This window comes from Sinomonas sp. RB5 (assembly GCF_054063535.1).
The window spans coordinates 453,773-461,001 of the sequence record NZ_JBSSGJ010000002.1 but is presented as its reverse complement, the minus strand read 5'-3'; the positions used below and the strand labels follow the sequence as shown (position 1 = coordinate 461,001).

General features: G+C 72.8%; 8 protein-coding genes and 1 rRNA gene. All 9 read left to right on the top strand.

Going from position 1 to position 7,229, the window contains the following annotated elements:
* The first annotated feature begins 188 nt into the window (after positions 1-188).
* The 9 genes from rrf (at position 189) to ACVWWH_RS04790 (ending at position 7,218) form a co-directional block, all read left to right on the top strand.
* Positions 189-305: ribosomal RNA gene (rrf, locus tag ACVWWH_RS04830) — 5S ribosomal RNA — on the top strand.
* Positions 306-532: 227 nt separating this feature from the next.
* Complete coding sequence (locus tag ACVWWH_RS04825; RefSeq protein ID WP_457315829.1) at positions 533-1,660, top strand: WD40/YVTN/BNR-like repeat-containing protein; 1,128 nt, start codon at positions 533-535, stop codon at positions 1,658-1,660.
* Between the two features lie 2 nt (positions 1,661-1,662).
* A complete protein-coding gene (locus tag ACVWWH_RS04820) occupies positions 1,663-1,947 on the top strand; it encodes a MoaD/ThiS family protein (protein WP_457315828.1) in 285 nt (94 codons plus the stop codon).
* Positions 1,948-2,122: 175 nt separating this feature from the next.
* Positions 2,123-2,260 carry a YegP family protein gene (locus tag ACVWWH_RS04815; protein ID WP_157089153.1) on the top strand — a complete coding sequence of 46 codons (138 nt, stop codon included), beginning with the start codon at positions 2,123-2,125 and terminating at the stop codon, positions 2,258-2,260.
* Positions 2,261-2,432: 172 nt separating this feature from the next.
* Positions 2,433-3,665 carry a sigma-54-dependent transcriptional regulator family protein gene (locus ACVWWH_RS04810; protein WP_169803096.1) on the top strand — a complete coding sequence of 411 codons (1,233 nt, stop codon included), beginning with the start codon at positions 2,433-2,435 and terminating at the stop codon, positions 3,663-3,665.
* 83 nt (positions 3,666-3,748) lie between these two features.
* On the top strand, positions 3,749-4,186 hold the full coding sequence (locus tag ACVWWH_RS04805; RefSeq protein ID WP_457315827.1) for a VOC family protein: 438 nt from the start codon (positions 3,749-3,751) through the stop codon (positions 4,184-4,186).
* 70 nt (positions 4,187-4,256) lie between these two features.
* A complete protein-coding gene (locus ACVWWH_RS04800) occupies positions 4,257-5,519 on the top strand; it encodes a Re/Si-specific NAD(P)(+) transhydrogenase subunit alpha (RefSeq protein ID WP_457315826.1) in 1,263 nt (420 codons plus the stop codon).
* Positions 5,519-5,827, top strand: coding sequence for an NAD(P) transhydrogenase subunit alpha (locus ACVWWH_RS04795; RefSeq protein ID WP_457315825.1), 309 nt, complete (start codon positions 5,519-5,521; stop codon positions 5,825-5,827). The genes ACVWWH_RS04800 and ACVWWH_RS04795 overlap by 1 nt, the downstream gene beginning before the upstream one ends.
* Positions 5,824-7,218, top strand: a complete 1,395-nt coding sequence (locus ACVWWH_RS04790; RefSeq protein ID WP_457315824.1) for an NAD(P)(+) transhydrogenase (Re/Si-specific) subunit beta — start codon at positions 5,824-5,826, stop codon at positions 7,216-7,218. The genes ACVWWH_RS04795 and ACVWWH_RS04790 overlap by 4 nt, the downstream gene beginning before the upstream one ends.
* The last annotated feature ends 11 nt before the right edge of the window (positions 7,219-7,229 follow it).

Here is a 7,229-nt window from a genome sequence, read left to right as displayed (position 1 = left end):
ACCACACCCCCCACCACCGCAAGGAAAAAAAGGGGGTGCGGTGGAACCACACAATGCTCCGCGTCCACCATACGGTCCCCAGACAACAAACCCCGGGGAACCCCGCCACAACCGAATACACATCACGGAAACCCGTGACCACAGACCACCCACCCACCCCACACAGGGGCCGGGAAGGGTAGAAGGGTTACGGCGGCCATAGCGTGGGGGAAACGCCCGGACCCATCCCGAACCCGGAAGCTAAGACCCACAGCGCCGATGGTACTGCACCCGCGAGGGTGTGGGAGAGTAGGACACCGCCGGACAACACCACACGGTCGAGCCCCCCAACCACCCGGTTGGGGGGCTCCCGCACTTAACAAGCACAAAAGACCCCGGAGCGCGCAATTGGGGGAATACGCGCTCCGGGGCAGCCTCGAAGTCCTAGGCAAGAGACTACGCCGGCAGGTTAGGCGTGCCTACCTTCGGCCGTAGTGACTTCCTGGCGGCCGGACCCTTGCTGCCCCGCTGCGCCCGATGCTCTGATGGTGCGATGACCACACGTCGCTTCCTCCTCGCCGTCGGGACCAAGAAGGGGCTCTGGCTCGCCACGAGCGAGGACCGCAAGACCTGGACCGTCGCCGAGCCCCAGTTCCTGATGCAGGAGATCCCCTCCGTTGCCATCGACACGCGCGGCGGCCGCACCCGCCTGCTCGTGGGCGTCCGCTCGGAGCACTTCGGGCCCACCGTGGTCCACTCCGACGACCTCGGCGCCACCTGGACCGAGCCCGAGCACGGCTCCGTCGTCTTCCCCGAGGGCACGGAGGCTGCCGTCGAGCGGATCTGGCAGATCCAGCCGGACTCCGAGGACCGCCCGGAGGTCGTCTGGGTCGGCGCGGAGCCGATCTCGGTGTGGAAGTCGACGGACGGCGGAGCGACGTTCGAGCTGAACCGGGCACTCTGGGAGCACCCGGACAGGGACCGGTGGGCGCCCGGCGCCGGCGGCGCGGCCGTCCACACGATCGTGCCCGACGCCGAGGATCCGGAACAGGTCCACGTGGCGATCAGTGCCGGCGGCGTCTACCGCAGCACCGACGCCGGCGCGAGCTGGACCGCCCGGAACCACGGCATCTCCGCCTACTTCCTGCCCGACCCGAGTCCCGAGGTCGGACAGTGCGTCCACAAGATCGCGGCCGACAGCGAAGGACGCCTCTACGCGCAGAACCACCGGGGCGTCTACCGCAGCGACGACCGTGGGGACACGTGGGTGTCCATCGCGGACGGGCTGCCGGCCGACTTCGGGTTCGTGATGCTCACCCATCCGCGACGCAGCGGCACCGCCTGGGTGGTGCCCCTCGTCTCGGACTGGGAACGGGTCGCGCCCGGCGGCCGCCTCGCGGTCCACCGCACCGATGACGCCGGGGAGAGCTGGCGCAGCCTCGACACGGGTCTGGCCGAGCCGGACTGGAACACCGTGCTCCGCGACGCCGCCTCGGTCGACACCGCAGAGCCCGTGGGCGTCTACTTCGGCACCCGCGGCGGCTCGGTGTACGCGAGCGCCGACGAGGGGGAGTCCTTCCAGGAGGTGATCGCGCACCTGCCCGACGTGCTGTGCGTCCGGGCCGCCGAGCTCACCGCCTCGCCGGCCGGAGCAGCGCACGACGCCGGCCAGGGGACCTAGGCGTGTCCGTCACCGTCGTCGTGCCTTCCGTCCTCGCGCCGGCGAGCGGCGGGAGGACCCAGTTCGAGCTGCCCGACGCCTCGGCGAGGTCCGTGCGGGAGGCGCTCGACGCCGTCGGCCGCGACTATCCCGTCCTGGGCCGGAGGATCCGGGACGAGCGGGGCGAGCTGCGCCGGCACGTCAACATCTACGTCGACGGTGAGGACGTGCGCCGCGGCGGGGGCCTCGCGACCCCGGTCGCCCCGGGGCAGGAAGTGCTCGTCATCCAGTCGATCGCCGGCGGATAGCCGCCCGCAACATGCCGATATGTGACCTTTGACCTTGGTCACCGTCGCGCGGCTCAATGAGACTGTCACTGTCACATTTTTGAACAGAGCACAGTGCTGTGCAGACAGGTGGATGATGAGCCCGACGTTCGAAGTACTCCGAGACCCCTCCAGGCGCGGCTCCTACCGGCTGCGCATGACCGGGCCGGCCGGGGAGGTCCTCACCGACCTCAGCGGACTGCCCAGCATCGACGCGGTGCGCAGCGCCATCGCCCAGATCCGCGAGGCCGCAGCGCTGGCGCTGGTGGTCGACCGCACGGCGCACGGCGCCTGAGCGGGCCGGCGCGGCCGGGACGATGGAGTCCCGGCCGCCGGGCCCGCAGCCACCGTCCGCGTCCATCCGGTAGGGCTTCTGATGCAACCTCGGCGCAACGTTGCGCCGACCGGACCGGCGGTGGCGGCGCGTACACTTGTGAGCCACGGCACACATGAAGGAGTGGGTGGGCGTGCGTGCGAACCAGGTGCAGCAGGCACCCGATCCGGTCCCCGCAGCGGGGGACGACGGGTCGGCGCGCCCTGTCGTGGCCGACTCCTGGCGCCGCTCGCTCGCCGTCCACCCCCGCCGCGAGGACGCCGTGGTCACGAGCATCCTCGACGAGGGCGAACTCGACGCCTACCGCGCGGAGCATCCGCTCGCACCCGTGATGCCGGTGATCGACCGGCTCCTGGTCGAGCCTGCCCGCGACTCGGGCATCCTCGTGGCCGTGGGCGACGCGGGCAGCCGGCTCCTGTGGCTCGGCGGGGACGCCGCAGTGCGCCGGCGGGCGGAGCGGATGGCCTTCCTCGAGGGCGCCGACTGGTCCGAGGCGAGCATCGGCACGTCCGCGCCCGGCACGGCCCTGGCCACCGGGGGTCCGGTGCAGATCCACGGCGCCGAGCACTTCAGCCCCCTGGTCGAGGCCTTCTCCTGCACGGCGATGCCCATCCGGGACCCCGCGACGGGCCAGACGCTCGGCGTCGTCGACATCACGGGGGGCGAGCAGGCCGTGGGAGGCCACGCCCTGCCCTGGCTCAGGGCCACCGTCGCCGCCGTCGAGGAGAGGCTCCGGACGCTCGGCCCCGAACGGAAGCCGCGCATCGAGCGCGCCCAACGGCCCGTCGGCGCGGTCCTGGCCGTCACCGGCCGCGACCAGGGCGTGCTGCGCTGGGGAGGCCGCGAGCTGAACCTGAGCGTGCGGCACTCCGAGATCCTCGTGCTGCTCGCCGGGAACCCGCGCGGCCTCACCGCCGAGGAGCTGGCCGAGCGGCTCTACTCCCAGCCCGTGCCGCCGGTGACGCTGCGCGCGGAGCTCGTGCGGCTCCGCAAGGTCCTCGAGGCCTCGGGGACCGGGGTCACGCTGCTCTCGCGCCCCTACCGGGTGGAGGGCCTCGAGGTCGATTCCATGACCGCCCTCGCGCTCCTCGCCCGCGGCTCACACCGCCAGGCCCTCGGCGCCTACGCCGGCCAGCTCCTGCCACGCTCCGAGGCGCCGGCGATCACAGAGCTGCGCGAGGAGCTGTCCGCGACCCTGCGGGAGGCCGTGGTGGGCAGCGCCGCCGTCGACGTCGTGCTCCACTACCTCCGGCTCCCCGAGGCGGCGGACGACGCCGAGGCGTGGCGCACCGCGCTCAGCCTCCTCCCGCCGCGCTCGCCCAAGCGGGCCGCCGTCGTGGCCCACCTCGAGCGCCTCGCAGGATAGGGCCGTTCGACGGCTGACAACCGCCGGTGGCGGGACGTAGGGTCCTGAGGGTCAGCGTCAGACCACTCGCGAGGAGCCGCACTGTGCCTGCCACCCTGAATCCCTACCTCAACTTCAAGGACAACGCCCGGGACGCCATGACGTTCTACCAGTCGGTGCTCGGCGGTGACCTGACCATCTCCACCTTCGACGACCTGCACGCCGCCATGGACCCCTCGGAGGGGCCGCTCGTGATGCACTCGCAGCTCACCACGCCCGGCGGCTTCACCCTCATGGGCTCGGACACCCCGCCCCGCATGGAGTACCGCCCCGGCAACAACTTCTCGGTCTCGCTCAGCGGCGGCCAGGAGACGGAGGAGGAGCTGCGCGGCTACTGGGACAGGCTCGCGGAAGGCGCCACCGTGTCCATGCCGCTGCAGAAGGCCATCTGGGGCGACACGTTCGGCATGCTCACCGACCGGTTCGGCATCGCCTGGCTCGTCAACATCGCCGGCCAGGGCGGACAGGGCGCCGCATCGTAGACACGGGCGCAGGGGCGCATAGACTCTGGCTCAGGCGGCCACGGTGCGCCGCCGGAGCGGAGGTGTGCACGTGAGGGTGGGCATCGCGAGGGAGAGGCTCCTCGGCGAGCGGCGCGTGGCGGCGACGCCCGAGACCGTGCGGCAGCTGGTGGGCCAGGGCCTCGACGTCTCGGTCGAGTCGGGCGCGGGGGCGGCGGCCGGGCATTCCGACGCCGCGTACGCCGAGGCCGGGGCAGAGGTCGTGCCCGCGCTCGATCCCGCCGGCGTGGACCTGCTGGCCCATGTGCGCCCCCTCCATCCGGCCACGGCCGCGGCCCTCCGGCCGGGCGCCGTCACGGTGGGACTGGCCTCGCCGTCCACCGAGCTGCCCACGGTCCGCGCGCTCGCCGATGCCGGGGTGACGGCCTTCGCGCTCGAGCTCGTCCCGCGGATCTCCCGCGCGCAGTCCATGGACGCCCTCACCTCGCAGGCCCTCGTGACCGGCTACCGCTGTGTGCTCGAGGCCGCGATCCGGCTTCCGCGCTTCTTCCCGCTCTATATGACCGCCGCCGGCACGGTCCCGCCGGCGAAGGTGCTCGTGCTCGGTGCCGGGGTCGCGGGCCTCCAGGCGATCGGCACCGCCAAGCGGCTCGGCGCGCGGGTCTCCGCCAACGACATCCGCCCCGCCTCCGCGGACGAGGTCGCCTCGATGGGCGGAACGTTCGTCCACCTCGACGTGGACTCGGCCGAGGCCACCCAGGCCGCGGGCGGCTACGCCCGGGAGCTCTCCGCCGACCGCGGCGCCCTCCAGCGCCAGCTCCTCGCCCCGCACGTCGCGGAGGCCGATGTGCTCATCACCACCGCCGCGGTGCCCGGGCGCCGCGCCCCGCTGCTCGTGACCCGGGACATGGTCGCCGCGATGCGGCCCGGCTCGGTGGTCGTGGACATGGCGGCCGAGTCCGGGGGCAACGTCGAGGGCTCCGTCCCGGGCGAGGACGTGGTGGTACACGTGGCGGGCGGGGCCGGCGAGGTCACCGTGGTGGGCCTCAAGGACGCCGCCTCGGCGATGCCCGCGGACGCCTCGCGCCTGTACGCCAAGAACGTCGCCAACTTCATCGAGCTGCTCGTCCCGCGGGGCCCCGGCGACGGCGGCGAGATCCGGCCCGACTTCGACGACGAGGTGGTGGCCGGGGCATGCCTGACGCATGCGGGCGAGGTGCGCCACGAGCCCACGGCCGAGGCGCTCGCTGCCCTCGCAGCCACCGCATCGGCGGGCAGCTCGGTCGCCGCCGGCGCCCCGCGGCCGGACGGGCCGCCGGGCATCGAGGACGAGACCGAGGAGGGGGCGGGCTGATGGGCGGCGTGGAGGTGCTCACGATCCTCGTGTTCGCGGTGTTCGTGGGCTTCGAGGTGGTCTCGAAGGTCTCGAGCATCCTGCATACCCCGCTCATGTCCGGCGCGAACGCAATCCACGGGATCATCCTCGTGGGCGCGATCACCGTGGCCGGGCAGGCGGAGGACGGGTGGGTGCTCGCGCTGGCACTGCTCGCCGTGGTGCTCGCCACGGCCAATCTCGTGGGCGGGTTCGTGGTGACCGACCGGATGCTCGAGATGTTCAGGGGGCGCCGGCCGGCTCCCGCGGCCAAGGAGGACGCCAGGTGACCGCCTCCGCGCCCCTGCTCGACCCGACCTGGACCGCGCTGCTCTACCTCGCCGCAGCCGTGTGCTTCATCCTGGCCCTCAAGGGCCTGTCCTCCCCGAAGCATGCCCGCCGGGGCAACCTCGTCGGCGTGCTCGGCGCCGCGATCGCCCTCGTGACCGTGTTCCTCTCGAGCCGGCTCGCGAACATCCCCTGGATCCTCGCCGCGATCGCGGTCGGCGCGGCCATCGCGGCGCCGGTGGCACGCCGGGTCAAGATGACCCAGATGCCGCAGCTCGTGGCGCTCTTCAACGGCGTGGGCGGCGGTGCGGCGGCCCTCGTCGCGCTGCTCGAACTGCCCCACGCGGGCGCCCCCGGGGACGGCTGGGTGCGGCTCGCGATCGTCTTCACGCTCCTGGTGGGAGCCGTCTCCTTCGCCGGCTCGGCCGTGACGTTCGCCAAGCTCCAGGAGCTCATGACCACCCGGCCCGTCACGTTCCTGGGCCTTCCCGTGCTCATGGGCGCCGTGCTGCTCGCCGCGCTCGCCGCGGCCGGGGCCGTGGTCGCGACGGGCTCGGTGCCGCTCGCCGTCGTGCTCCTCGCCCTCGGGCTCCTGGCCGGGGTCCTGCTCGTGCTGCCCGTGGGCGGGGCGGACGTGCCGATCGTCATCTCGCTGCTCAACGCGTTCACGGGCCTCGCCGTCGCCGCCAGCGGTCTCGTGCTCGGCAACGTGCTCCTCGTCGTCGCAGGCACCCTCGTCGGCGCGTCCGGCACCATCCTCACCCGGCTCATGGCCGCAGCCATGGGGCGCAGCGTCGTGCACATCATGTTCGGCGCCTTCCGGGGAGGGTCGACAGCGGGCTCCACCGCCGTCTCGGACCGCCCCGTCCGCTCCTCGAGCCCCGAGGACGTCGCCGTGCTGCTCGGCTACGCGCAGAAGGTGATCATCGTGCCCGGGTACGGGCTCGCCGTCGCCCAGGGCCAGCACACCGCGGCCGAGCTCGCGGGCGCCCTCGAGGCACGGGGGATCGATGTCGAGTTCGCGATCCACCCCGTGGCAGGGCGCATGCCGGGGCACATGAACGTGCTCCTGGCCGAGGCGAACGTGCCCTACGAATCGCTCAAGGAGATGAGCGAGGTCAACAGCGAGTTCCGGCAGGCCGACGTCGCCCTCGTGGTCGGCGCGAACGACGTGGTCAATCCCGCCGCGAAGTCCACGCCGGGCTCACCGATCTACGGCATGCCGATCCTCGAGGTCGCCGAGGCCAAGCAGGTGGTCTTCCTCAAGCGCTCCATGCGGCCGGGCTTCGCCGGCATCGAGAACGAGCTGCTCTACGACCCCAAGACCGCCCTCCTCTTCGGCGACGCGAAGGACTCCCTGACCCAGGTCCTCGGCGCCGTGAAGGCCCTCTGACCCCAGGGAAG

Excerpts from the sequence above, each read along its gene's own strand:
- ACVWWH_RS04825 (WP_457315829.1), top strand. The coding sequence starts at position 533 with ATGACCACACGTCGCTTCCTCCTCGCCGTCGGGACCAAGAAGGGGCTC.
- ACVWWH_RS04815 (WP_157089153.1), top strand. The coding sequence starts at position 2,123 with ATGACCGGGCCGGCCGGGGAGGTCCTCACCGACCTCAGCGGACTGCCC.
- ACVWWH_RS04795 (WP_457315825.1), top strand. The coding sequence starts at position 5,519 with ATGGGCGGCGTGGAGGTGCTCACGATCCTCGTGTTCGCGGTGTTCGTG.